This is a genomic window from Psychromonas sp., assembly GCF_983033635.1.
This window is the reverse complement of sequence record NZ_CEZLMY010000212.1, coordinates 4,795-5,107: the sequence shown is the minus strand read 5'-3', so window position 1 is coordinate 5,107 and position 313 is coordinate 4,795. Positions and strand designations below refer to the sequence as shown.

At 36.7% G+C, this 313-nt stretch carries 1 pseudogene; it reads left to right on the top strand.

The window, feature by feature from the left end:
- A pseudogene (locus AC4GME_RS17050) lies at window positions 1–313 on the top strand (DNA repair ATPase); the annotation flags it as partial.

Genomic DNA, 313 nt, shown 5'->3' with positions numbered 1-313 from the left:
CCATTTAGCAAATCTTTATTACTGATCCTTCAAAACCGTATCCGTAATGCACTAATGCAAATGATTAAAAGCTCACCGACAAGTGCACAAATGCGTGATCATCTTAAAAATACTGATGCTCAAATTCAACAAGTTCGAGCCAATTACACTCCACCAGATGAAAGCATCTTTCGAGCACCAGAAAACGACAAAGAAGCACTTGCCTTATTACAAGTAACTAAAAAAATAAGAGCTGTACTTCGTTCTGAACATGCTAAAGGAAAAATCAATACGGAAGTTTTTGTTGCAGAAGATCATCGCTTAGAGATTATGC